This is a genomic window from Flagellimonas sp. ABD4_174 (assembly GCF_056160185.1).
In genome coordinates this window covers 618530-642280 of the sequence record NZ_JBSWWP010000001.1, presented here as the reverse complement: position 1 = coordinate 642280, position 23751 = coordinate 618530, and the positions used below count along the sequence as shown (strand labels likewise).

The window sequence follows — 23751 nt, the reverse complement described above, 5'->3', positions numbered from 1 at the left end:
CAAAAATAGAATTTTACCCAAAAAGAAATAAGCTATTTCAACTGAAATTCGGTGGAAGCCAACAATCTTTCGTCCTCAAATACATTAAGTGTGTAAATTCCCTCTTCCAAAGAACCTTCCGGAACGGTAATGGCATCGCAGATACTGATCTCTTTTCCGGTATATACGATTTCCACCTTTTTACTATAGGTATTCCCACTTACCGAAATGGTATTCGCGTTGTCCTCGACAACCCTCATGTTGGGGTCCAAAAATTGAAGGTAGAGTACTTTAATATCGCCTCTGGAACTTGCATCGCTCAGAATAGTAACGCAACCACGTAATTTTTCGATTACGGAAGCCTTATTGGTTTTGATAGGTCTTCCTGCCCTTAACCTAAATCCGCTACCTTCTGCATCTTGCAGCTTTAAATAGCTTTTTATTCGGAGTTCCCGGGTTAACTCTTTATTGGTTTCCCTGAGCAGGGATTCGGTTTGTTGCATGCTACTTGCCCTGCCACGGAGTTCTTCCAATTGCTTTATGGTCTCGTCGTACTTACTGGCCAACAAGCTATTGTTGTACCTAAGAAAATTATTCTTGAGCTTGAGGCTGTCAAAACGTAGCTCCAACTTTCTTAGCTCTTTTCGGGTTTCCTTTAATTTGGTAATGCTAAAATTTAAGCGTCCCACAGAATCCAAAAGTTGCTGAACCCTAAAGCGCGAGGTTTGGAGCTCGATTTCGTTAACCTCGTTTAAACCGGACAAACGATCCACCTCGGCCCGCATCAACGTCAAATCCTTTACCAAAAGTGACTTTTCTTCTTCTAAATAGATCATTTGGTTCTTGGACTGAGCGTAACTGTAATAAAAGGCTATTAGAATCCCCACGATTACCGCTACCAGAGCGGCAAAAATAATTTTATAATTGAAATTGTTATCTTGGGAGTTCATGGGGTTGACAATCTGCTCTAAAACATATATAAGTTTTGACACCAAAAAGGTTGGCTAAGATAATAAACGAGATTAACACCATCCTATTGCCAAGGGCATGTTTTGGATGTAATGCGCAATTATTTACCGAAGAGCATATTTTGTGTGCAGTTTGTCGACATGATGTGCCACTCACCGATCATAACTATCTGGAAGAAAATGAAGTGGACCACATATTTTATGGTAGAGTTCCCATAAAAAAGGCTGCTTCGTTCGTATTTTTCTCAAAAAATGGACCCATAAAAAATTTACTGCATTGGCTCAAGTATAAAAACCAAGAACAAATTGGTGGTTTTTTTGGGGATTGGTGCGGTTCACTTTTACAGCTACAGGAAGAACTTGATGATATTGAGGTTGTGATCCCTGTTCCCTTACATAACAAAAAACTTAACAAGCGCGGGTACAACCAAGTTGCGCTATTTGCCCGAACAATTGCAGATCGACTTGGTGTTGTTTACTGCGATGATTGGTTGATCAAGGTAAAAAACACAAAAACACAGACCAAAAAAGGCAGGCAGTGGCGCTGGGAAAGTTCCAAGGATGCCTTTCGCCTAGATTCGTCCAAAAAGTACACCTATAAACAAATATTGCTGGTCGACGATGTGATCACTACAGGGGCCACAATAGAATCCTGTGCCCAAACTCTTCTCCAACAACCGGGTATGGAAATTTCGGTATTGAGTATTGCTGTTGTTCCTGAGGGTTAAAATTTATTAATGCGACACACCAGTTTTTAAATAAGTTGTTTCTTTGTTGCACATTATTTTAGGCATGGTGCACTTAAAAAAACTGTTCGGACTCCTTTTCTTTGCTTTTATGACCTTGGCACTTTGGCAATGTGCCAAACGTGGTTCTCCGAGTGGCGGTCCAAAAGATGTAACCCCACCTAAACTTACGCGTACGGAACCAGAGAATTTTAGCACTAATTTCAAGGAAAAGAAAATTCGACTTTATTTTGATGAATTGATCAAGCTTCAAGATGTACAGAATCAATTAGTGGTATCTCCTCCATTTAAACATGCTGCGGAGATAAAGCCCCAAGGCACCCCCAGCAAGTTTATAGAGGTTACCATAAAGGATACACTTCGTGAAAATACGACGTACACCATCAATTTTGGGCAAAGTATCCAAGACAATAACGAAGGAAACCCCAATAGTTTTTTGAGCTACGTATTCTCTACAGGGGACTATATTGATTCCTTGACCTTATCCGGAGCGGTAAAAGATGCCGTAAACAGAAAAGCCGATGAATTTATCAGTGTTGTCCTCTACGAAATGGACAGTACCTATACCGATTCCACTATTTACAAAGAACCTCCTTTGTACATTACCAACACCGGGGATAGTTTGCCGCTCTTTGAATTAAGAAACCTAAAGGCCGGAAAATATGCCCTTTTTGGTTTAAAAGATGTAAACAAGAACAATATGTTCGATCAGGCCCAGGACAAAATTGGGTTTATCGAGGATACCATTACTATTCCGACCGATTCAATCTATTTGCTGAACCTATTTAAGGAAGAATTAAATTATAAAGCTTCGGTACCCAGTTTGGTGGCCAAGAACAAAATAATATTTGGGTATCAAGGCAATCAAACAGATATGGATATCAGTACTATTACTGCTCTTCCCGATTCCGTGAGCACAACTATTTTGAAAGAGCGGGACAAGGATACTTTAAATTTTTGGCTGACACCGACCGAATTGGATTCCATTGTTTTTCTGGTAAAAAACGACAAGGTCGAGGTTATCGACACCTTTACGGTAAAAATGCGCGACCTCGCCATAGATTCGTTAAAACTTTCTACTTCGGTAAACGGGAAAATTAATTTCGAGGATACTTTTAGCATTTTGGCCAATACGCCCTTGGTTACCCTGGACACCACACAAGTCTCCCTAAATGTAAGCGATTCTATTCCTGCCCCGTACAGTGCCTCTTTGGACACCATAAAAAACAAAATTGATTTTGATTTTGAAACAGAACCAAATCAAAATTATACGTTTACATTGTTGCCCGGGGCCATCACCGATTTCTTCGGGATACAGAACGACACCCTCTCATATAACCTTTCTACCGGTAGTTTTGCCGATTATGGAAATCTGCGCATGGTACTGGGAGGAGACGTAAGCTATCCTGTAATTGTTCAGCTCACCAACGAAAAAGGAGAAATTCAGCGAGAGATTTTGGCGCGCGAATCACAAATTTTTGAGTTCAACAACTTGCAACCTGGAAATTATGTTGCCAGAGTAATTTTGGATGAGAATGGCAATGGCAAAATGGATACGGGGAATTTTCTTAAAAAAATCCAACCGGAAAGGGTAAGTTATTATCCCGGAACTATTGAGATCAGAGCTAATTGGGAAAAAGAAGAAACTTTTATTTTATCAAATTAAAAGTGTCCCTGTCTTCCAAAAATTTTAATTTATTTCTTGTATTTTCAATGTGTTCCTTATGCAGTTTGGCATAAAGAATTTCTTCATTTCTCGAGAATGCCAACGGTTCGCCGAGCACATTATAAATTGCGGAATGTCCAGGATATTCAAAACCCAACTCATCGATTCCGCTCCGATTGACCCCGATACTGTAGGACATATTCTCTATGGCTCTTGCCTTTAAAAGTGTATCCCAGGCATTAATTCTCTTTTTTGGCCAGTTTGCAACATAAATGAGTATATCGTAGTTTTCGGTGTTCCTTGCCCAAACAGGAAACCGAAGATCATAACATATCATAGGACATATTTTAAATCCTTTGTACTCAAATATCAATTTTTGGTTTCCCGCTTTATAAACCTCATTTTCTCCCGCCAAGGTAAATGTGTGCCTTTTATTATAGGTGTACATTTCCTGATCTGGGGAAACAAAGAACAAACGGTTGTAAAATGCATCTTCTTCCCGACACACAATGCTTCCCATAACCGCCGCATTATTGTTTTGAGCAATAGTATGCATCCATTGTACAGTAATTTCGCTTTCTTCCTTTGCTATGACATCCGGATTCATGGTAAACCCGGTAGTGAACATTTCTGGTAGCACGATCAAATCCACATCATGCGAAATGCCTGCTATTTTATCCTCGAACATTTTTCTATTGGCTTCGGGTTTTTCCCAATGCAGATCGGTTTGGATCAATGCCAGGTTTATTGTGGGATACATCTAATATTTTTTTAGGAGTTCCTGCATTTCGGTGATGCCTTGTTCCAACACATGATCCATGGCTGTTTTACCCCTTGCATCCTTTACTGTGGCATCTGCGCCATTTTTAAGCAATAGTTCCGCCATATCTTTCCGGTTAAAGGTAACCGCATAAATTAGACAGGTAGCTCCCATCGCATTCTTTACATTTACACTGGCCCCTGCATTGATCAGAGTTTCTGCAATACCTGTATATCCTTTAAAGCAAACTCCCATTAGAGCGGTGTTTCCGGAACCGTCCAAAGCATCGACTTTGGCCCCTTTGTTCAGCAAGGACCGAACAATATCGCTATGTCCATAATACGCAGCCAAAAGCAATGGTGTTGATCCACGTTGATCTTGTGTTTCCAAGAGTACTGGATCGGTCTGCAATAGGCCTTCCACTCCTTGGAGATTTCCATTTCTTATATGGTTGAAGAGTTCTTCCTTCCTATTTTTAGTCATGCTGAAAGTTATAAAAAAACTGCCACAACCGTATGGGTCATGGCAGTATTGAAATTGATTTCCTTTTTCTGTTTATTATGTTTTAATTCAAATCAAATCGGTCTAAGTTCATCACCTTTGTCCATGCAGCCACAAAATCTTTTATGAATTTTGTTTTTGACCCGGACTCGGCATAAACCTCTGCTATTGCTCGTAAAATGGAGTTTGATCCAAATACCAAATCCACACGGGTACCCGACCATTTAAACTCACCGGTTTTTCGGTCAACGCCCTCGTATAATGATTTTTCTTCGTTGGCAGCTTTCCATTCCGTAGACATATCGAGAAGATTCACAAAGAAATCGTTGCTCAACACTCCAATATTCTCGGTAAAAACCCCGTGTCTCGACCCATCAAAATTGGCTCCAAGTACGCGCAAACCTCCAATAAGGGCGGTCATTTCCGGTACGGTAAGTGTCAACAATTGAGCTTTGTCCACCAATAAATGTTCTGCGGGAACTTTAACCCCATCCACCACATAGTTTCTAAATCCATCATAAGGCGTGTTCAAAAAGTCCACTGATTCTATTTCGGTCTGCTCTTGTTTTGCATCGTTACGACCTGGAGTAAACGGTACTTTGGTAGAAACACCAGCGTCCTCGGCTGCTTTTTCTATAGCGGCACTACCCCCCAAGACGATCATATCTGCAAGTGATATTTTTTTTCCGCCACCTGCATTCTTGTTGAATTCATCTTTGATTCCCTCCAAAACCTGTATGGTTTTATCGGTTCCTTTGTTTACTTCCCAGCTTTTCATAGGTTCCAAATTGATGCGGGCGCCGTTGGCTCCCCCACGTTTATCACCCCCTCGAAAAGTAGCTGCCGATGACCAAGCCGTGTAGACCAAATCGGATACTGAGAGATCGGAATCCAATATCTTCGTTTTCAACAATGCCACATCGGCATCATCGACCAAAGCATAGTCCACAGCGGGAATTGGGTCTTGCCAAATCAATTCTTCTTTGGGCACTTCTGGTCCAAGGAATCGGGAAACCGGTCCCATATCTCGGTGTGTCAGTTTAAACCACGCTCGGGCATAAGCCTCGGCAAAGGCCTGTGGGTCGTTGTAGAATTTTCGTGAAATCTTCTCATATGCAGGATCAAAACGCAAGGACAGGTCCGTTGTCAACATAGTGGGTTTTCTATTGGGGCCTCCAAAAGGATCAGGAATAATGGCCTCGGCATTTGCCGCTACCCATTGGTGAGCACCGGCAGGGCTTTTGGTCAGTTCCCAATCATACTCGAACAAGAATTTGAAGAAATCGTTGCTCCACTGTACAGGGGTAGATGTCCAAATTACTTCCAACCCAGAAGTAAAGGCGTCTGGACCTTTTCCTGAACCGTTCATATTTTCCCAGCCAAAGCCTTGCGATGCCAAATCTGCTGCTTCTGGGTCTGCATCCATATCCACTTTTGCGCCATCACCATTACCGTGTGTTTTACCTATGGTATGCCCACCGGCAATCAATGCCACGGTCTCTTCGTCGTTCATTGCCATTCGCTCAAACGTCTCTCGGATGTCGTGTGCGGCAGCTACTGGATCGGGATTGCCATCCGGACCTTCTGGATTTACGTAGATCAATCCCATTTGTACTGCGGCCAATGGATTTTCTATTTCTCGCTCCTCTTTATTATGTTGGTAGCGACTGTTCGGGGCATCACTCAATGCCAACCATTCAGTTTCGTTCCCCCAGTAAACATCTTGGTCCGGTTCCCATACATCTTCTCGACCTCCGGCAAAACCAAAGGTGCGGAAACCTGTGGATTCCAAGGCGACGTTCCCTGCTAATATCATAAGGTCCGCCCACGATATTTTCTGGCCGTATTTTTGTTTAATGGGCCATAACAAGCGTCGAGCCTTGTCCAAACTCACGTTGTCGGGCCAGGAGTTCAATGGAGCAAATCTTTGTTGCCCTCGGCCTCCTCCTCCACGTCCATCTTGCACTCTATAGGTTCCGGCACTATGCCATGCCATTCGAATAAACAAACCGGCATAACTGCCAAAGTCGGCAGGCCACCAATCCTGTGAATCGGTCATAAGATCTTTTAGATCTTTTTTGAGAGCTGAATAGTCCAGCTTCTTAAATTCTTCGGCGTAATTAAAATCTTTTCCATGTGGGTTCGATTTTTCTGAGTGTTGGCTCAAAAGTTCCAACCTTAATCGATTAGGCCACCAATCTTCATTCTGCGTACCTCCACCGGCAACTTCACTTAAAAAAGGACATTGACTTGCATCTGCCCCATTAGCCATTTCTTTACTCATGATGATATTGTTTTTTAAAGGTTTTTCGGATTACTAAAATTACAAAAAGTAGATCTCTAATCATAGACGTTTAATATTAAAATACTATTAAATCATAACTGTTCTCTATCCTTATTGATTCATTATATGTAAAGTTTAGCTCATATGCTTTTCTTAACAATTATTGTGAAAGTCTTTCCTGTAAACGACTTACGCGTTTTCTACCTTTGAATTGAATACAAAAAACAACAGATATGAAAAAAATAAAATCAGTGATCGTTGTGGCCTTGATGTTTATTGGAACAAGTGCTATAGCCCAGAACAGTAAGGACAGAAAGATTATGGCCGATGCGGAGAGGGCCAAAACAACCCTATTGGAAACCAGTCCTGCTTTGGACCAGTTTTTTGAAGAATCCGCAGGTTACGTTATTTTTCCCAATGTTGGAAAAGGAGGATTTATTATTGGCGGGGCATCGGGCAATGGTGTGGTCTATGAAGACGGTGATGCCGTGGGCATGGCAAATCTTAAAAAATTGAATATCGGGCTACAGGCTGGTGGACAGGCTATTATTGAAGTTATTTTCTTTGAAACCGAAGTGGACCTGCAACGTTTTAAAACCGAGAAGTTCCAGTTTGCGGCAGAAACTTCTGCTGTGGCCCTAAAATCCGGAATTGCCTTCGAGGCCAAATACAAAGACGGTGTAGCCGTTTTTGCACTTCCGAAGGCCGGTCTTATGGCAGATGCATCGGTCGGTGGACAAAAATTTAAGTATACGGCTTTCTAAACAGTTTACTCCCTAATCCCCGGGGAAAAATCCTCGGGGGCATTTTGGGGCGTTTTAATGGTTCCTGCATCTCCCGAATCGTTAAAAATGGTCCATTCACCAAAGGTGAAGATGGGACTGCCCAACAAAATATCAGAATTTCGAACGGCACGCCCATCTTCAAACTCATGATCGGTGCCTGTTCCATCCTCTCCAATTACTCCAAACACATCGATTACCTCGCCAAAAGGATCAACCAATTCCAGATTATCATCCCCATTAGAGTCTGCCGGGCTATTGGTGGACACGCCCAAGTCTGGTGCAAAGCCGTAAACCAGCTCAAATTCTTCCGCATTAGGCGAAATGACCAAAGTACTTTCCGGACCAATAACAACGCCCGACAAATCAATAGTGGAGCTAACTTCTGTATTATCGTTAGTGTATCGTCGGAGTGTCCACAGGTTTAAGTCCAATGGTTCCAAAGCGGAATTGTACAGTTCTACAAACCGAGCTTTTGAATTATTGTCCGGGTCTGCCAATTCGGAAATAAATATTTGATCAGAGGTGAACTCGGTAATAATTTCCGGGCAACGCTCTTCTGTAAAGTTTATATCTTCCAAAGTGCGAATGATCAATTTCGGAACATCTCCATCCTTGGTTAAAACCCCTGTCAGAACTCCATTCGTTTCGGGCAAAATTTCAGATTGAAAATCGGCATAACCACTATTCACAAGCATAATCTCATTTTCTTCACAATCCTGTAAGGTTCGTTCCGTTTCCTCTTGTGCAATGGCAAAGGTTTCTCCCAGAGTTTCTTCAGCAAATTCAACACTTTTTAATTGTACCAAAATGTTTGATGTGAGGCTATCGGTTTCAGGAATGTTGACCACCAGAGGTTCTGGAACTCCGTCACCATCACAAGAAACTAAAAGATGCTCAAATACTTTTCCCGAGGGCAATCTTCCTATCGAAAGATTTCCGAAAGAAGAAAAAACACTGCCTATTCGGATATTGTTGCCCTTTTTGCTCAAATAAAGACCTTTTAATTTTACATATACTTTACTCCCTAATGGGAATTTTAAATGCGATTCCCTCAAATCCATTTCCAATTGAATTCCTTTGGACGGATTGCTCAATGCATCTTGCAGATAAAGCTCTCCGAAAAAGTTCCCAGCCCGGTCAGATGAAATCACGTAGCCTTCCAAAATCAAATCCTCTTGAATTTGGACTACCTCTTCTTGCACCAACGAATCCAAGTCTTCAAAGGAGATGTTGGCGGCCATATCGGTCTCACAATTACTGCCAATTTCATCAAACTCTCTGCCATCAACACAACCTAAAAGAGTCATTGATCCAATAATAATGGTTTTAAACAGTACATTTTTCATAAGTAGGATTTAAAAGCTAATGGCTAAGTTCAAGAAATAGGTCCTCCCGTAACTGTACCAATATTTGGGTGCAAAAGAGGGAGAGCCGCTTTGATCATCTTGTTTCAACTGACCAAAATTTCCATTCCTGCTCTGCTCGTAACCGCCAGTTCGGAAAACTGAATCAAAAACATTGTTGATGCTGGCAAAAAAGCTAATGTACTTTCCATCAACGAGCCAAGATTTACCTCCGACCAGATTGAGCAAATAGATATCATCAAGCTTATTTTGCTTTAGCAATTTGGCTACATTTTCCTCCGTAGCATCGGAAAAGGTTTCACCGGTTTCCGGGTCTATTAAAAAACTTGAAGTTCTGGTAATTGTGGACAGATTGATGTAATTATTGGTGAGAAAATTGGTGGTTCCGCTTATCCACCAATACTTTGGAGCTCTGTAGGAAACTCCCAGCGCAAATGCTGTCTGGGGTCCCTGGGCCAATTTTAGGTCTTTAAGGGTGGCAACGCCCAAGTCAATATTTCCTTCTGGCGCTATCAGGTCTTCCTCAGCACCTGCAGTATCAAAATTAATTTGGACAGATGGGTCGCTGGCGTACACATAATGCCCCAAATTTCCGGCAGCGGTCAATTTTACCGTAGATGATGCCTCGTACTCGAAGCCAAACTCAATGCCTTTATGTAGCCTATCCAATCCCGTGATCACCTCCTGTACAAAATCGGAACCGAGTCCTGAATCCACAAAAAAGAAATTGATATCCGTGGTATGCTGGAATCTTGTGTAAAACGCACTGATTCGTCCTGTTAAGCTTGGTAAGCGCACAAAATAGCTCAAATCTACACTGCTTACCAACTCTTTCTGAAGCTCAGGAACTATTTCGTTGTTTTCCCTTGGGTTGATGAATATATTTTGAACAATAGGTGACCGTTCCACCATGGCTGCATTTGCAGCAAACCAATGCCTCCCCGTTAAGAAATAGGTAAATCCTCCTTTGTAGGCCAAATTGGAAAATGCTATTTTCTCGCCCGTTCCAAAGGAATTTTCCAAATAGCGCTCGTTTTTGAAAAGACCATTACGTTGCACATTAAAGTTGGAGTACGAGGCGGAAGCAAATCCATTCCACTTTTTGGCATTAAGTTTCACCTGTGCAAATCCTTCCAGCTGCGAGGCATCTAAATTGTAATGGTAATTGAATTTTTCACCTTCAGTTTTCTGTAATTCTCCATCGACATGGTTCAATGTACTGGAAAAGGTATCCATATCCTCATGATAACTGGCTCCCAACAGATCTTGAATCTCTGCATAATTTTCTGATGATGTGGATCTAAAATTTCCACCAAATCCCAGTTTAATGAAATCTCTCAATGTATAATTGAAGCTAGTGGCTGCAGAAATAGTTGTGTTGTGAGCAATATCATCATAAAGCAGGTAAGCTGCTTTTTCTCCATTGTTACTGTTAGCCGTGTAGAGTTGTCCCCAATCCAATTGCGGGTTTTCCAAAAAGGCTTCTCTTGCCAAGTTGGCATTTATAAAGTCCGCTCCAATGGAACTGTTGATGTGGTAGCTGGGCAAATAGCGATAGTAGGTCGGGTCGGGATTCGGCGCATTGTAATAGCCAAGTCTGCTTCTGGAATTGATCCCCGTTTGATAGGCAAGTCCAATATTCCAATCGATTTTATTCTTATCCAATGCATAGTTCAAGAGAAACAACGGTTCAAAAACCTCACGTTCCCTAGAATTCCTGATTTTTCCATCCTGTTTTCCCCAATACGGATTGTACTGGTTGCCCCTCAAATCAAAAACCTCCTCCGTTAAGGCTGAAGAACGTCCGCGCCGGTTAGGTGCCAAAATTGAGGTAAATGTGATGCTATTTTGTGGGTTGAACTGGTACTCTATTGCTCCAAAAACTGAATAAGCATCGTACAACGTACCATCTACAAAGCCCTCTTTGGCCCACCGCCGCGAAACGGATACCGAATAAGCCAATCCGCTCGGTTTTTCTCCTGAGTTATAAGTGGCCATAAGTCTACCGCGATAGGTACGATTGGAAGCTGACGAAGATAAGCGTAGGCCTGGACGCATAACAGAGGGCCGGGTGTTGATATTGGTATTTCCCAAAATGCCCCCAAATGTATAGGGATCGAAGGTTAGACCATTGGTAAATTCTTGATTTCGTACCGCATCATTAAGTCCGCCCCAATTGTTCCATTGCGGCCTCCCATCAAAAAATTTATTCACTGGAATACCATTAATGAGCACTTGTCCATTTCTGGAATCGTAACCTCGTACCTTAAAAAATGCTTGACCAAAATCAAAAGCGGCACGGTTCAAGAAAATATCGCGTGTAGATTGCAATAATCCCATGGAAGTGGAAACGGATTCAGCATCATCGGACAGGTCGCCATCGGTAAGCGAAATCAAATTATCCGTTTGCTCGTGAGCAATATCCCGTTCGAGATAAATCAGCCCTAAATCAATCGGGTTTCCTTCCAAATAGACCGAAAATCGCTTCGATATAAAATCCAAAGCTGAAATACGGAGCATTTGGTCTCCGGATTTGGACAAGGTAATTTCAAAGGCTCCGTTCTTGTTTGTCTCAAATTCTTGTGAAGTGTTTTCCAATGTAATTATACCATTGGAAATGGGCACATTCGAACCCTTTTCCATTAATTGTCCTGTAATTCGAGTACTTTGTTGTGCATACAGCAATTCACAACAACAAAGCACGGCCACTACTATGGCTAGCCTCATAGCGTATTGTAGGTTAATTAAGAAAAAAGGGGTTGTAATTGCTGTACAAACTGCGGAAAAGCGAACAATTCTACATATTTTAGCTGCAAAATCAAAATAAAATGCGATTATTAATATGCCTACTTGTATTAATATCGACCTCACTGTATGGACAAAAGTCCAAGGCTTACACCTTAAGAACAATTGCTTTTTACAACTGTGAAAACCTGTTCGATACGGTAAACGACTCCCTTACTTTTGATGACGACCGCACCCCGGAAGGACGGTACAACTGGACAGAAGAGCGCTACATGCAAAAGGTGGAAAACCTATCCAAGGTCATTTCCAAAATTGGTTATGAGACGTCCAAAACATCTCCAGATATTATTGGTCTCTGCGAGGTTGAAAATCTGGATGTGCTTGAAGATTTGGTGCAACATCCCAACTTGCGGGAAAAGGATTATGGCATTATTCATTTTGATTCGCCCGATGAACGTGGAATTGATGTTGCCCTACTTTACAAAAAGGCTTCTTTTATTCCATCGTCGCTCAAAAGTCATAGGCTTTTGTTGTTTGATGACATGGGGGAACGGGAATATACCCGTGATCAGTTGGTAGTCGGCGGCACCATGGATCAAGAAGAAGTCTATTTTATTGTGAACCATTGGCCCTCCCGAAGGGGTGGTGCTACCAAAAGTCAGCCATTTCGGGTACGGGCGGCCTTGCTCAATAAGCGCATCATAGATTCCATTCAAAAATTGGATTTGGATGCTAAAATTATTGCCATGGGAGACCTAAACGATGACCCCATTGATGACAGTTTGAAAAAAATACTGAAAACAAAAGTCAAAAAAGACCAATTGGACAGCACGAGCCTTTACAATCCGATGGAGGCCATGTTTAAGAAAGGCGTTGGCTCTTTAGCATACCGAGATAAATGGAACTTGTTCGACCAAATCTTTTTTACATCCAATTTGGTGACCGAAGACCGAACTAGGCTCACATTCTGGAAAGCCGGAATCTTTGCGCCAGAATTCATCCGAACCGACAAAGGAAGGTTCAAGGGTTATCCATGGCGCACATACTCTGGCGGCACCTATACGGCTGGATACAGCGACCACTTTCCTGCGTATTTGTTTTTGTTGAAGGAGGTACGGTGATGGATTTCCTGTTAACTGTTACATCGTGTCCTTCGGCTTCGCCCAGGATAAACCACAACCGAATGTTTTGAGCACTTTTCGACTGTGCTCAAGGTGACAAAATATTTCACATGCCTTGTAGATTCCTACTTTAGCAATGACATCATAACATTTTTAAGCAAACCACTGCCCCCAAGGAATACGGCTTAAAATCAATAACAAGCCCAGTCCGTAGAAAATGGAAATGGTCTTGAATTTTTTATTGCTCTCCATAAATTTTTTGTGGCGGGACCAACCAATGGTGATCAACACCAATGCTATAATGTTGGTGAATGGATGCTCTACCGCCAATAAGCGCGCAGGAGCGTTAAGCCCGCTCATACCCAAGGTCTGTATGGCCTTAAGACCGTTTGTTGAGGTAAAGTACAATAAAAGTCCGACCAATAGCTGAATGTGGCTCAGTATTAGTGCAAATAGGCTTACACGAAGGTCCTTTTGCATAGTAAAGTCCTTTTTGCCCAACCAGCCGGCAATGGCATTGACCACTGCGATTACCAAAACGGCCAAAACCACGTAGGCCAAATAAGAGTGTAGGTTTTTAATGATTTCCATAGGTATAGTTTGAGCTCCTAAAAATACGGAATTTTGGAGATAAAAAAAGCCCCTTGCAAAACAAGGGGCTTTTAATATTATGAAAAGAGTTTATTAGAAATCGTAACGCAAAGTAACGTTCCAAGTTCTACCCCATCCAAAGTAACCTTGGTTGGAAACGTTGATACCCTTATAAGTTTCATCGCCAGCTTCAACAGGATTATTTGTTGTTAAGCGAGAAATATAAATGTGATTCAATAGGTTATTAACGTTGGCTCTTATTTTCAATTGCTTTGTTTTGTTTGCGCCAAGAGGAACACTAAAAGTTGCACCGGCATCCATTAAGCTATATGCCGGTAATTTCAAGTTATCCTTAACAGCACCTACATCGGAATAAAGATCTCCGTAATATCTCCAGTCAGAATCAACAGAGAACATATCGTTAATTCTATAAGAGAAACCAAGACCACCAGAAGTTTGGGCCGCACCACCTACTTTTCCACCGTCATAATCAACAGTTTCAGTACTTAGGACATTTCTTTCCTCATCGGTAACTTGTGTTACTGCACTACCTTGGTATTTCCAGTCTCCAATAGATGCAAATCCATTGATGGAAAGACCTGGCATTGGTCTAAATTTAAAATCCAATTCAGCACCGGTATGCAATTGTTCTGTCCCAAAGTTTGTTTCGAATGTAACTACATCGTCAACAACGTCGGAGCTTGTAACCACCCTGTCTTTCCAAGAGGTTCTGTACAAGTTTATATTGGCAGAGAACATAGCGCTTGAAAAACCATAACCAGCTTCCAAACCAAGAATTTTCTCGTTCTCGGTCAATGGATTTACTTGGTTGGTAAAGTTCAAGTAAATGTTATCGTGATATGGCTGACGGTTATAATATCCTGCGTTTGCGTAGAAACTATGTTGGGATGTTGGCGTGTAGCTAAATCCTGCCTTGGCATTGTACCCGAAGTTGTTCACTTTTTCAGAATCCGTACCTGGCTCAATATCTGCTGGTAATGGCTCTCCTGTCCATTGAGATGACGTCCCATTGATCAAAGCTTCATCAGCATATTGATAGAAATCAAATCTTTGGTGGTACTGATTGGAAATAGAACCTTGGAAGAAGGTAGAGAATGTGTCCGTAGCGTATTCCAATTGTGTGAACAATCCACCGTAAGAGATGCGCTCATCGTTGCTATAAGCAATTTTTTGATCTTCAGGATAAGAATTAAAGGCAGCTGCCCATCCAGATGGTCTGAAGGATTCAGTAGCTATCACCTGCTTGTATGTACCAAAGGTACCATAAGATTCGTGGTTGTTGTTTTGGTCGATCAAACGAATGTTCTCTTGCCAAGAATCCAATCCGTGGAAATCTGAAACTACCCTAAAGTGTTTACCGTAGTATGTTCTTAAATCGAAACCTACATTCCAAGTTAAATTATCACTTAACTGTTTTTCAAAGTTTGAAATCAATCCGTACCAGTTGTGCAAGTTCATGGATGCACGGGTAACATAACCACCTCCTGCGGCGAAATATCCTCCTTCACCATTGGGCACACTTTGGTTGAATGCGTAGATTGCATCATAGTCAATTCGCCCTTCGGCCGTTCTGATACGGTCACCACGGTTTCCTGTTCCACCTCCATTACCCCAAGAGGCATAAAGTACTGTGGAAAGGTTAGCTGTTTCGCTAATAGTCCAGTCCCAGTTAAGGTTGGCCACAGGCTTGTGATAAAAGTTTCTTCTTTCGGTCAAGTATTGACCATTGTATGTACCCCAGTTGTTGTTATATCTTCTACCATACTCCAAATAATCTGAAATTGGCTTGGTAAAGTTTTGATCGTGGAACTGAGGAGCACCAGTTAGCAAAAAGTTGAAGTTATGTGAAGCACTTGGTCTGTAACCAACAGAAATAAAATACGTTTGTCCTTCTCCAAAGTTACCTTCGTTGTAACCATCACCTTGCCAGTGAGACAACATAACACTCATACCCCATCCTTTATCTGAAATACCTGTATTGTATCCAGCAGATGTTTTGATATAGTTATTGTTGGCAACAGTTGCATAACCAAATCCACCTTCGTTCATCTCAGTGGCCTTGGTCACAAAGTTTACGGTACCTCCTACTGAGGAGATAGCCAATTTTGAAGATCCCAAACCTCTTTGAATCTGGATACCTGAAGCAATATCATTGATTCCAGACCAGTTGGACCAGTACATTTTACCGTCTTCCATTCCGTTAATTGGCTGACCGTTCAAAAGGAAAGCTGTGTTATCTTGCTCAAATCCTCTCACCCTCATGTCGGTATCACCAAAACCTCCTGACTGACCAGATACATACACAGATGGCGTGTTTACCAAGGTCATGGTAACGTCTTGCGTACCTATTTTTTCTTGAATTGTTTTAATTGGCACGGAAGACACTGCAATCGGAGTCTGTCTATCTGTTGCAAGGTCAATAATTCCGGTACCTACAACAACAACCTCACCGAGTTCTTCTGCATCGGGCATTAGCGAAATAGTTCCTAAGCTACCAGAAGAAGAGAAAGGAATTGATTTGGAAACAAATCCTATATAAGATACGATCAATGTTCCTGAGCTTTGGTTTACTTCCAAAGTAAAGTTACCGTCGAAATCGGTAGATGTACCTGTCCTGGTTCCTTTAACCATTACAGTTGCTCCTGGTAACGGTCCGCCTAAATCCCCGTCGACAACCGTTCCAGTAAGAGTTCCTTGTGCAAATGCCATTGCTGAAACAAAAATAGCCGCAATAGCCAAGTAGAATCTTTTCATTTAATTCAGTGTTTAAGTGTTTTATTAGCCCTGCAAATGTGATCCATTTTTGGATTACACTCATTAAGCCAAAGTTAAAATCGATCAAATATAATTAACACTAAATTAACAAACAAAAATCCCTGACAAACAATTATTTACGGTTTTCACAACTATTTGAGAAGATAACGATCTACCCCTTAAAATAATGCAAAAGGTTCAGTGTAGAGCTGTCGTGTTTGCCGATTGTTGAATTTTCTATGTCGGATAAAATATTTTTTGCCAATTGCTTACCCAATTCAACACCCCATTGATCATAACTGAATATGTTCCAAATTACCCCTTGTACAAATATCTTGTGTTCGTACAGGGCCACTAGGGCACCCAAACTTTTTGGCGTAAGCTTATCTATTAAAATGGTATTTGTGGGTTTATTGCCCTCAAATATTTTAAAAGGAAGCAGTTCTTGGACTTTTCCCCCCGAGAGACCCTGCGTCTCCAATTCTTGCTTAACCTCATCCGATGTTTTCCCGTTCATCAGAGCTTCGGTCTGCGCAAAAAAGTTGGCCATTAATTTATTATGATGGTCCACATCACCGTGCAACGAATTCTTGAAACCGATAAAATCGGTCGGAATCAGTTTGGTGCCTTGATGTATCAGCTGGAAAAAAGCATGTTGTGAGTTGGTTCCCGGTTCTCCCCATATTATGGTGCCGGTTTCGTGACCTACCCGATTGCCCGACCTATCCATACTTTTTCCGTTGCTTTCCATAATCCCTTGCTGCAAGTATGCCGAAAAACGGTGAAGATATTGGGTGTAGGGAATAACGGCTTCGGTCTCCGCACCATAAAAATTGTTGTACCAAACACTGATCAGTGCCAGCACAACGGGGATATTATCCTTGAACGGTGTTTCCTTAAAATGAACATCCATTTCGTTGGCCCCGGTTAAAAGCTGCTCAAAATTCTCGTAACCCACGGAAAGGGCAATAGACAAACCTACGGCACTCCAAAGGGAAAACCTGCCCCCGACCCAATCCCACATGGGAAATACGTTCTCATCGGCGATACCGAACTCTTGTATCTTTTCAAGATTGGTCGACACGGCAACAAAATGATCGGCCACGTCTTTTTCCTTAGCGTTTTGTAGAAACCATCTTTTTATGGTCAGGGCGTTGCTCAAGGTTTCTTGAGTGGTAAACGATTTGGATACAATCACAAATAGTGTGGTCTCTGGATCAAGTTCCTTTAACACTTCGTGCACCAAATCACCATCCACATTACTTACAAAATGGATCTTAAGGTCGTTTTGATAAAACTTGAGTGCCTCGGTTACCATTACAGGCCCCAAATCCGAACCTCCAATACCAATGTTAACAACATCTGTAAAAGGTTTACCTGTATGCCCTTTTCGTTCACCGGAAATTACCGCATCGGAAAAGGATTTTATTTTATCCTTTACCTCAAAAACCTCATCTACAATATTTACTCCATCAACATAAATCTCCTCTCCTTTTTTTGCCCGCAAAGCGGTATGCAATACGGCGCGCCCTTCGGTCTGGTTGATAAGCTCTCCTTGGAAATAACTTTTTAAACTATCTTTTAAACCGACTTCCTCGGCCAGTTGCAACAACAACTCCAAGGTTTTATCGGAGATCCTATTTTTAGAATAGTCCACCAAAAAATCGTTCCATTGAATGGAAAGTTTTTTTCCACGTCCTTCTTCCGAAAACAGTTCCCTTAAATGTACTTCTTTGGTTTCTTGATAATGCTGTTGAAGTTTTTTCCAGGCGTTGGTAGCAGTAGGGTTGATTGTGGGTAGTGCCATTACTGGTTATATGATATTAGGGTTTCTTCAGATTCGAAAAGTGATGGATCGGCATATTCTATGCAATCCAATTGTTCTTTTAATGGTGAAATATGTGCCAGATAATCCGTACGCAACGAATCCGCTATGGGTTCTGCCGCGGGAAGTTTCTCTTTTAAGGGATCCACCTGTCTGCCATTTTTCCAAAAACGATAACAAACATGGGGGCCACCCGTATTACCGGTCATGCCCACCCATCCAATAACATCGCCTTGTCGGACAAACTCGCCCTTTTTTACTTTTTGGGCTTTCATGTGGAGGTATTGTGTGCTATAGGTCCCGTTATGCTTTATTTTAACATATTTTCCGTTGCCCCCTCTTCGAGTGGATTCCGTTACGGTACCGTCGGCAGTTGCCACAATTGGCGTACCTACCGGTGCGGCATAATCTGTTCCTTTATGTGGCCTAACTTTATAACCATAGTAAGCGATTCTACGCTTTAAGTTATATCTTGAGGAAAGCCTATATCCAAATTTTATCGGCGCCCTTAAAAAAGTGCTTCTTAAGTTATTGGCTTCCTGATCGTAATAATCCAAAATATTGTTTACCGTATCCGCTACATATGGGAAGGCATAGACTTCACGGCCTTTGTGTTCAAAAAGCGCCGCTTTTATGGGGCCACGGCCCGCGTAAACCGTATCGTTGATATAGCGTTCATCAAAAATCACTTTAAATTTATCGCCTTTTTCCAGTCTAAAAAAGTCAATGGTCCACGCATAAATTTCTGATAGACCGATGGTAACACCGTAATCTACCCCCAAGTTGTCCATAGCTTCCGATAAACTACTGGTTATAACTCCACCTACCTCTCTTTCCCTTAAGGTCACCTCCTTTTTGTTCTTGTAGGCCACAGCCGTATCCCGAAGGTCTACAACAGTATAATTGATCTTATCGTTCTGATATATAAAAACTTCGGCCACTTCCGAAGTATCTTTCGATTTTAAGATAACGTAGGGTTTACCAACCTGTATTTTGCGCACGTCGAAGGTGTCCCTAAAATTTTCTGATATAGTGGCAATCTTTGGATAGTCCACTTTGTTTTTGAGCATTAGCTCCCCAAAACTGTCCCCTCGGCGAACGGTGTCGTGGACTACTTTAAATTCTTTAAGATCAAAACCATAATGCAAGACCGGTGGTTTCACAATAGTTTCAACCGTTGCCACCTCTTCCAATGGTTCTCTTGTTTCTTTGCATGACACCAATACAACCATAAGTGTCAACATTGCCCCAATAATTCTATGCATTTCTATTCCTTGTATTCTACGTTTGCTGGGTTAAAAATATGATCCACCCATTGTTTACCCCACGTATCCAGTTCATAATCTGAGTACAAAGTTGGGAAAAATATTATTTTCTGAAAACTGGGGGGCAAATACTCTTTCCAATTTGTCCCTCCCGTGGCCTCTACATCCTTGCCTTCCTTGGCCAAATATCTATGGGCCGAGCCCATGTGCATTAAAGGCCAATTAACGTTGGCGTTCATATCCAACTCCTTTAACGCAGAGATCAATTCTTCATTGTTCCGCGATACCTCGGGCAATTGCAGATATTTATGATAAATAGTACTGTTCTTTACCGCGTTGGCAATTCGTAAAAGTCGTGGGGTATATCGCACCTCAAACTGTTTTAGGGTGAGTGTTTTCTCCCCAGTGGCCAAATCGGTGGCCCCTTTTTTCCAGTATACCTGCTCAAACAATTCTTCAATGATATTTTCTGATGAGAATGTGTCCCTTTGCGTGGAATGTACCAAATTTTCCAATGGTGTGGCGTAGAACTCTATCATCCTATACTGTGCGGACTGAAATCCACTTGCTGGCAACAAGGCCATCCGATATCTTAGGAACTGCTCCCGCTCCATCCCTTTGATCATTATACTGAATGAAGAGATGAGTGCTTTGAAATAACTGTTTATTCGCCGTGCCTTTTCGGTAAAAAAAAGTACATCCTGTGACCTGTCCTCTACAATTTGCTTTTGCTCATGAAGAATAAGTTTAAAATAAAGTTCCGTGATCTGGTGGTACATAATGAAGATTTCCTCGTCGGGAAAATGCGTTCTGGGCACCTGTAGACTGAGCAGGGTGTCCAAATGAATGTAATCCCAATAGGTGAGGTATTTTTGATAGAGCAGGCCGTCCAAGTACGAACTCAGGTCTTGGCCCGAATTTTTGAACTTTTCTTCTAGCTTGTTTATCTGGGAAGCGATTTTTGCATTCTTGTCCATTAATGCCTACTACTATTTCATTATTATTTTAAACTGGTTCTTTAAACCGTTGTAGCCATCCAAATCCGCTTTGAGCGAGCCTACGGCCAAATCCGCCTTGATCCTGATAGGAATTTTGTTCCAATCGTTTGATACCCAAAGAGTGAGACTCTCTTTTTCTTTAAAAACACGTCCGGACTGAACCAATGGCCTAAATTTAAGACATTCCACCTTTCCAAACTTGGTTCTGAGTATTTCTTTTCCCAAATATTTTAATTGAAACTTGAACACCCCATCATCATCAAACAACATATCCAGGTTTATGGCATCCCCGACCTCGAATTCTTCCAAATTGTAATTGCTCCTTAAAAAATATGAGGCAGATATCAAATCCTGTATTTGATCATGGATGGGAATATTCATTTTAGTGCCGTTCTTATTGTCTTTGAGTATGGCCTTGTCCTCCTTGTAATCAAAATCGATCTCGATATCCTTGGTATAGCCACCTTCATCAATCTTACGGATAAACTTGTAGGGTTTCCCATGATCAATATCAAAATAGCTTTCGTAGGTGTCGTCCACCTTAAAAAATATACTGGCAAAACCCGTTGTTTTTCCCCGGCCGACCACGTGGTACACAGGAACCCCGTTCAACGTATTGGTAGTTAGGTGCATTGTTGCATAACTCGCATTCAGGAATCCGTAGTGTATCCTAAACTTGAGCCATTCCCCTGGTTTAAAAGCTGGCCTGGGTTCTTGCCCATTTGCCGATATTGCCATTATGAGCAATAGTAAGGGCGTCAGTATCTTTTTCATAAACAATTAATTGATATAAAATTAGTAAAATAGCTTTAGGGGTTATGCTGTTTTACATATACTTAAACAAAACTTATTCCAAAATAGTATAACAAAAAAAGCCCAGTCTCGAGACTGGGCTTTTCCTAAATAACCAACCAAACTTTAAATTATGAAAAACCAATACTTAAAGTTATAAGGGAACCACCCCTTATGTGGGTGTAAAGATACGGCAGCATTTTGTAGGAAAAAGTGTTTTTAACGGACTTTAACTAAAGTCGCTAAGAATTGGTTGTTTTTGTTCTTGTTTTTGACAATTTTTTAAGATTGTCCAACATTTTATACAAGGGTTGCAATCAAAACCAATAGCCTACGCTCACAAAAAAATTACCGTTATCCACTTCGGGCGACCACGAATAATATAATTGGATCGGACCAAGAAAAGACTCAAAGCCATAACCCAGTCCAAAACCGATAAAATTAGGCTCCTCGAACCAATCTCCGGTCCTAAAAAGGTCATCGGCCACATTGGCAATGTTCGCGGAAAACAACATATGTTGTTTTGGCGCGAACCTATAGTCCAATCGGCCATAGCTCTTTACATAACTATTACCCGGTATGCTGAGAAAATCGTATCCGAAAAATGGTGTAAAATTGTTTACAAAATTATTCCCGAAACCTCCAAGGATAAAATCAAAAGTAGCTACAGAGGATGTTCCCAGTTTTACACCCCCCTCGGTCTCCAAGTTTAGGCTAAGATTATGGAACAATGAAAACACCCCGCCCAATTTAGCCTTGGCGACCGCAAATTCTTTAAAATTTTTGTTGTAATCGGAAGAAAAGGCATAAAAATGAAAATCCCCATCGAACAAAAGTCCCTTGGTCGGGAAATATTTATCGTCGTAAGTATCCAATTTAATCTGGGAATAAGCACTAAAATAATTGGAATTCTCAAAATTGCTCCTTCTATTGGCAGATTGGGATCCTTCTTCCGCCTCGGGGTCCACTTGGTTCAGTGTGCGTGTACTATAATTTATAAATTTATGTTCCGCCCCGATCACAAAGGCAAATTCCTCCTGTAGAACTGTTTGCAAATATACCTGGTTGGTAAGATCTGTCACATCTACATTGATCCGTTGGATATTGGGGTCGTCCGGAACATTAAAATTGCCCCGAATCAGGGAAAAATCGATATCTGCATCAAAATCGGTGAGTCTGGAATTTACCCCAAAACTCCAATAGTAGCCTTTATCCAAGTAATACTGCATATTGTACCGGATATGGTCCCCCAAAATAAAATCGAAGGATGCCACATCGTCTTTCATCAAAAAGTTTTTCTTGGTCAGGTTGATCAGGGCGGCACTTTTGTACAGGTCATCGTAATGTGCAGACATTTTGATGAACATTTTAGTTGGCTCTTCCTTAAGTTTTAAAATCAAGTCGGTGCCCAACCCATTTGAAACAAGGTCGTACCGAATGGCCTTAAAGTTACCCGTTGCAGAAAGATTGTTTATCCCTTGCTTTAAATCTTCAAAAGCAATCTTTTCCGATAAGTTGAACCTTAGTTTTCCTTTTATATAACCACGGGTATACCTATCGTTCCCCTCTATGATCATCCTATTAATGGTAAGGCTATCCATCAACTTAATGTTCTTTTTTGGTTTGGGTTCACTTTTTTGGGCCTCTGCAATCTGCACAAACTGGTCCATTTTGGCTCGTGCCGATATTTCGCCATTGTCAATGATCTCCCTGCCCCTTTCAAAATCGATTACGGAAAACTCATCTATATCGGGCCTAATATAAATGTCGGTTTTCTTGGATTTTGATTTCATGTCGTTTACCGTACGATAATTGTTGATCTGCAATAAAATTTCCGTAGCGGAAGAAAGTGATTCTCGCGTGGCCAAGTCGTGTTGAACATCTACTCCGATGATGATGTCGGCCCCCATTGCTTTTACATGATCAATAGGATAGTTGTTTACCACGCCTCCGTCAATTAAAATTTGCCCCTCTATCTCGGCCGGCTCAAACAAAGAAGGAAACGTTCCGCTGGCCACAATGGCCTCGGGCAAATACCCTTTGTCCAGCAAAATCTCCTCTCCAGTTTCCACATTGGTGGCCACACACAAAAATGGGATGGGCAATTTTCCAAAGTCTTGTACGTCCTTGACATGAAAAAGCAACTGCACCAGAAGATTGTAGATGTTCTGTCCACCCGAAATTGCCTGTGGAAACGATACTTTAAAGTTCTCAAATGGCAACGAAAGCGCATACCGTTCCGAATCTTCTTTTTCGTAAAAAGTTTTGGCGCCACGAGGTACATTGTCCTGTATAAGATCTGTAAAATCGGTACTCTTAAAAATGGAGTCCAGTTGATGTGCGGAATAGCCCGAGGCATATAGTGCACCAACAATGGCGCCCATGCTTGTTCCTCCGATATAATCGATTTGTACTCCCGCTTCTTCTAAAACTTTTAGTGTACCGATATGTGCCAAACCCTTTGCACCACCTCCACTTAGCACAAGCCCCACCTTGGGCGGTGTATTGTCCTTGGCACTTTGGGCCATGGCACATAAACCGACCATGGCAAATACTATTGTAATGATGAGACCTTTTTTATGCATG

At 41.6% G+C, this 23751-nt stretch carries 17 protein-coding genes; 4 read left to right on the top strand and 13 right to left on the bottom strand.

Annotated features, from left to right (window positions below):
- Window positions 1–32 precede the first annotated feature (32 nt).
- Window positions 33–929, bottom strand: coding sequence for a hypothetical protein (locus tag ACXAFK_RS02840; RefSeq protein WP_224836446.1), 897 nt, complete (start codon window positions 927–929; stop codon window positions 33–35).
- 50 nt (window positions 930–979) lie between these two features.
- On the opposite strand from ACXAFK_RS02840, the gene ACXAFK_RS02835 reads away from it, so the two are divergent.
- Together ACXAFK_RS02835 and ACXAFK_RS02830 are read left to right on the top strand one after the other, a co-directional pair.
- Complete coding sequence (locus ACXAFK_RS02835; protein WP_474956733.1) at window positions 980–1675, top strand: ComF family protein; 696 nt, start codon at window positions 980–982, stop codon at window positions 1673–1675.
- A gap of 46 nt (window positions 1676–1721) precedes the next feature.
- Window positions 1722–3359, top strand: a complete 1638-nt coding sequence (locus ACXAFK_RS02830) for an Ig-like domain-containing domain (protein WP_474956732.1) — start codon at window positions 1722–1724, stop codon at window positions 3357–3359.
- Here ACXAFK_RS02830 and ACXAFK_RS02825 read toward each other — a convergent pair.
- From ACXAFK_RS02825 to katG, 3 genes are all read right to left on the bottom strand, one after another.
- Window positions 3343–4119, bottom strand: a complete 777-nt coding sequence (locus tag ACXAFK_RS02825; protein WP_474956731.1) for a nitrilase family protein — start codon at window positions 4117–4119, stop codon at window positions 3343–3345. The two genes, ACXAFK_RS02830 and ACXAFK_RS02825, sit on opposite strands and share 17 nt — an antisense overlap.
- Window positions 4120–4602: an ankyrin repeat domain-containing protein gene (locus ACXAFK_RS02820; RefSeq protein WP_474956730.1), complete on the bottom strand. Its 483-nt coding sequence runs from the start codon at window positions 4600–4602 to the stop codon at window positions 4120–4122.
- 82 nt (window positions 4603–4684) lie between these two features.
- Entirely contained in the window at window positions 4685–6904 is a 2220-nt protein-coding gene (gene katG / locus ACXAFK_RS02815) for a catalase/peroxidase HPI (protein ID WP_474956729.1), read from the bottom strand.
- Window positions 6905–7137: 233 nt separating this feature from the next.
- Between katG and ACXAFK_RS02810 the strand changes: the two genes are divergently transcribed.
- Window positions 7138–7668: a lipid-binding SYLF domain-containing protein gene (locus tag ACXAFK_RS02810; RefSeq protein WP_224836186.1), complete on the top strand. Its 531-nt coding sequence runs from the start codon at window positions 7138–7140 to the stop codon at window positions 7666–7668.
- Window positions 7669–7673: 5 nt separating this feature from the next.
- Here ACXAFK_RS02810 and ACXAFK_RS02805 read toward each other — a convergent pair whose 3' ends face one another.
- Window positions 7674–9035, bottom strand: a complete 1362-nt coding sequence (locus ACXAFK_RS02805) for a DUF5689 domain-containing protein (RefSeq protein ID WP_474956728.1) — start codon at window positions 9033–9035, stop codon at window positions 7674–7676.
- A 9-nt stretch (window positions 9036–9044) separates the two neighbouring features.
- Window positions 9045–11780 (bottom strand): TonB-dependent receptor, encoded by a 2736-nt coding sequence (locus tag ACXAFK_RS02800; protein WP_474956727.1) that lies wholly within the window; start codon window positions 11778–11780, stop codon window positions 9045–9047.
- A 101-nt stretch (window positions 11781–11881) separates the two neighbouring features.
- On the opposite strand from ACXAFK_RS02800, the gene ACXAFK_RS02795 reads away from it, so the two are divergent.
- Complete coding sequence (locus tag ACXAFK_RS02795) at window positions 11882–12919, top strand: endonuclease/exonuclease/phosphatase family protein (RefSeq protein ID WP_474956726.1); 1038 nt, start codon at window positions 11882–11884, stop codon at window positions 12917–12919.
- A 153-nt stretch (window positions 12920–13072) separates the two neighbouring features.
- On the opposite strand, the gene ACXAFK_RS02790 is transcribed toward ACXAFK_RS02795, so the two are convergent.
- The 7 genes from ACXAFK_RS02790 to ACXAFK_RS02760 all read right to left on the bottom strand — a co-directional run bounded on the left by ACXAFK_RS02790 (window position 13073) and on the right by ACXAFK_RS02760 (window position 23750).
- On the bottom strand, window positions 13073–13510 hold the full coding sequence (locus ACXAFK_RS02790) for a hypothetical protein (protein WP_474956725.1): 438 nt from the start codon (window positions 13508–13510) through the stop codon (window positions 13073–13075).
- Between the two features lie 93 nt (window positions 13511–13603).
- Entirely contained in the window at window positions 13604–16285 is a 2682-nt protein-coding gene (locus tag ACXAFK_RS02785; RefSeq protein WP_224836181.1) for a TonB-dependent receptor, read from the bottom strand.
- Between the two features lie 172 nt (window positions 16286–16457).
- Window positions 16458–18092, bottom strand: coding sequence for a glucose-6-phosphate isomerase (gene pgi, locus ACXAFK_RS02780; protein ID WP_474956724.1), 1635 nt, complete (start codon window positions 18090–18092; stop codon window positions 16458–16460).
- Window positions 18092–19375, bottom strand: coding sequence for a peptidoglycan DD-metalloendopeptidase family protein (locus ACXAFK_RS02775; protein ID WP_224836179.1), 1284 nt, complete (start codon window positions 19373–19375; stop codon window positions 18092–18094). The genes pgi and ACXAFK_RS02775 overlap by 1 nt, the downstream gene beginning before the upstream one ends.
- A gap of 2 nt (window positions 19376–19377) precedes the next feature.
- A complete protein-coding gene (locus ACXAFK_RS02770; protein WP_474956723.1) occupies window positions 19378–20352 on the bottom strand; it encodes a tryptophan 2,3-dioxygenase family protein in 975 nt (324 codons plus the stop codon).
- A gap of 12 nt (window positions 20353–20364) precedes the next feature.
- The gene (locus ACXAFK_RS02765; RefSeq protein ID WP_369885649.1) at window positions 20365–21147 is read right to left on the bottom strand and encodes a DUF3108 domain-containing protein; all 783 of its coding nucleotides are present in this window, start codon (window positions 21145–21147) and stop codon (window positions 20365–20367) included.
- A 335-nt stretch (window positions 21148–21482) separates the two neighbouring features.
- Complete coding sequence (locus ACXAFK_RS02760; protein ID WP_224836176.1) at window positions 21483–23750, bottom strand: patatin-like phospholipase family protein; 2268 nt, start codon at window positions 23748–23750, stop codon at window positions 21483–21485.
- Window position 23751 lies beyond the last annotated feature (1 nt).

Bases quoted from the DNA above. Each gene is read 5' to 3' on its own strand.
- ACXAFK_RS02765 (WP_369885649.1), bottom strand. From the start codon at position 21,147: ATGAAAAAGATACTGACGCCCTTACTATTGCTCATAATGGCAATATCG.
- pgi (WP_474956724.1), bottom strand. From the start codon at position 18,092: ATGGCACTACCCACAATCAACCCTACTGCTACCAACGCCTGGAAAAAA.
- ACXAFK_RS02790 (WP_474956725.1), bottom strand. From the start codon at position 13,510: ATGGAAATCATTAAAAACCTACACTCTTATTTGGCCTACGTGGTTTTG.
- ACXAFK_RS02825 (WP_474956731.1), bottom strand. From the start codon at position 4,119: ATGTATCCCACAATAAACCTGGCATTGATCCAAACCGATCTGCATTGG.
- ACXAFK_RS02800 (WP_474956727.1), bottom strand. From the start codon at position 11,780: ATGAGGCTAGCCATAGTAGTGGCCGTGCTTTGTTGTTGTGAATTGCTG.
- ACXAFK_RS02760 (WP_224836176.1), bottom strand. From the start codon at position 23,750: ATGCATAAAAAAGGTCTCATCATTACAATAGTATTTGCCATGGTCGGT.
- ACXAFK_RS02775 (WP_224836179.1), bottom strand. From the start codon at position 19,375: ATGCATAGAATTATTGGGGCAATGTTGACACTTATGGTTGTATTGGTG.
- ACXAFK_RS02840 (WP_224836446.1), bottom strand. From the start codon at position 929: ATGAACTCCCAAGATAACAATTTCAATTATAAAATTATTTTTGCCGCT.
- ACXAFK_RS02820 (WP_474956730.1), bottom strand. From the start codon at position 4,602: ATGACTAAAAATAGGAAGGAAGAACTCTTCAACCATATAAGAAATGGA.
- ACXAFK_RS02770 (WP_474956723.1), bottom strand. From the start codon at position 20,352: ATGGACAAGAATGCAAAAATCGCTTCCCAGATAAACAAGCTAGAAGAA.
- ACXAFK_RS02795 (WP_474956726.1), top strand. From the start codon at position 11,882: ATGCGATTATTAATATGCCTACTTGTATTAATATCGACCTCACTGTAT.
- ACXAFK_RS02810 (WP_224836186.1), top strand. From the start codon at position 7,138: ATGAAAAAAATAAAATCAGTGATCGTTGTGGCCTTGATGTTTATTGGA.
- ACXAFK_RS02785 (WP_224836181.1), bottom strand. From the start codon at position 16,285: ATGAAAAGATTCTACTTGGCTATTGCGGCTATTTTTGTTTCAGCAATG.
- katG (WP_474956729.1), bottom strand. From the start codon at position 6,904: ATGAGTAAAGAAATGGCTAATGGGGCAGATGCAAGTCAATGTCCTTTT.
- ACXAFK_RS02805 (WP_474956728.1), bottom strand. From the start codon at position 9,035: ATGAAAAATGTACTGTTTAAAACCATTATTATTGGATCAATGACTCTT.